The 1,673-nt window shown below is 40.7% G+C and carries 2 protein-coding genes and 1 pseudogene; 2 read left to right on the top strand and 1 reads right to left on the bottom strand.

Translation table 11 applies throughout. From position 1 onward, the window contains the following. Window positions 1–446, top strand: a pseudogene (locus tag ACR2F3_RS16010) (family 2 glycosyl transferase); the annotation flags it as partial. 1 nt (window position 447) lies between these two features. Then, the gene (locus ACR2F3_RS16005) at window positions 448–1,431 is read left to right on the top strand and encodes a glycosyltransferase family 9 protein (RefSeq protein ID WP_432710994.1); all 984 of its coding nucleotides are present in this window, start codon (window positions 448–450) and stop codon (window positions 1,429–1,431) included. Here ACR2F3_RS16005 and ACR2F3_RS16000 read toward each other — a convergent pair. Further along, a partial coding sequence (locus tag ACR2F3_RS16000) for a glycosyltransferase family 9 protein (protein WP_432710993.1) occupies window positions 1,406–1,673 on the bottom strand: 268 nt, incomplete at its 5' end. The two genes, ACR2F3_RS16005 and ACR2F3_RS16000, sit on opposite strands and share 26 nt — an antisense overlap.

Below are 1,673 nucleotides of genomic sequence, written 5' to 3'. Positions count from 1 at the left end.
ACAGTGACATTCAGTTTAAATTTATTACTCGCCAGGTAGATATTGTGCCAATTGAAGAAGCCCTGGTTGTACATCCTGTTAGAGAAGTGCCCTGGGGCATCAGCATAATAGAACAAAAAAAAGGCCTCTATGACGCCTTGCTTTTTAAAAAACATCCGCAATTATACCGTGAAAAAATAAAATCGTCCATAGTCCTATACTACGTCATACTGCTGTTATTATTTGTACTCGTTTGGAGTATTATAAAACAACATTACATTTTAACTGTAATTAATACAATTGCATTGGTACTGCTTTTTGCTCAATTTATCGCTAAAAGGCTGCAAGACCGGCATAAATCTTTTAATCAGGTAACAGATATGATTATCACATCCTTTGTCATTCCGTTCCTTTCCATCTTTTGGCGCTTATATGGATCTGTAAAATATCGCATACTCTTTTTTTAATATGATCGATTCAACAATTAAAACAATCGCTATTTTCAGGGCGCTACAACTGGGTGATATGTTATGTATTATACCAGCAATCCGTTCGTTAAGGAAAGCACATCCGTCTGCACATATCACCCTCATCGGTTTACCATGGGCCAAAGAGCTGGTATCACGCTTTTCCAATTATTTTAACGATTTTATTGCTTTTCCAGGATATCCTGGCTTACCTGAACAGAATTTTAACCAGGAATTGTTTGACGCTTTTCTTAAACGGGTACAAGCACATCAATTCGATATGGTTATACAAATGCAGGGAAACGGCACCATTGTGAACCAGTTACTCAAAACTTTTGGTGCGACTTATATTGCAGGATTTTCAACAGAATCTCAAATAATAGGGCATGGTTTATATTTTATGCCTTATCCTAAACATGGACATGAAATTTCCAAATACCTTGAATTAATGGCTTTTTTAGGGGTGCCAAGTACAGGTACAGACTTGGAATTCCCAATTACAAATCAGGACGAGGATGACTTTCGCAGACTCAAATTGCCGGTAACAAGTGGCCATTATATTGTTATTCATCCGGGTTCAAGAGGAAACTGGCGGCAATGGCCACCGCTTTATTTTGCATCCCTCGGCGACCACTGCCTGAAATCCGGCTTCCAGGTAGTACTTACTGGTACCAAAGATGAGATACCGGTGGTTAATGAAGTGATCAAATTAATGAAATACCCACCCATTGTTGCCGCAGGTAAAACTACTATTGGTACTGTAGCAGTATTAATAGATCAGGCATATGCTTTGATAGCAAACTGTACAGGGGTATCACATCTTGCGGCAGCCCTGCACACTCAGAGTGTAATTATTAGTATGGATGGTGAAATGGAACGCTGGGCACCCTTGGATAAAACTTTGCATGCAACTATCGACTGGACAAAAACGACAGATTACCATGTCGTTTTAAAAGAGGTTACTGCCTTGTTTTTCCGGCTATAGTGGACAATGCCCGGAGAATATCATCTACTTCAGGATAGGGAATCACCGTAGTATAAAGCTGTTCGTTTACCCAGCGCAGCACCTCGTTCCTGCTCTTCAAATGGTCCGGTACACTGTAGGGTAATACCCGGTTACTCACGAGCCAGGGAACATGTTGTGGATTTGTTTGTGCATATAGCACAACCACAGGTGTCTGTACTGCTGCGGCAAGGTGAACCGCTCCCGTATTCACAGATATCACC

Origin of the sequence: Pedobacter sp., assembly GCF_045627485.1 — a bacterium.
Classification (GTDB): Bacteria; Bacteroidota; Bacteroidia; order Sphingobacteriales; family Sphingobacteriaceae; genus Pedobacter.
The sequence above is the reverse complement of the archived record's forward strand: the minus strand, read 5'-3'. Positions and strand labels throughout refer to the sequence as shown.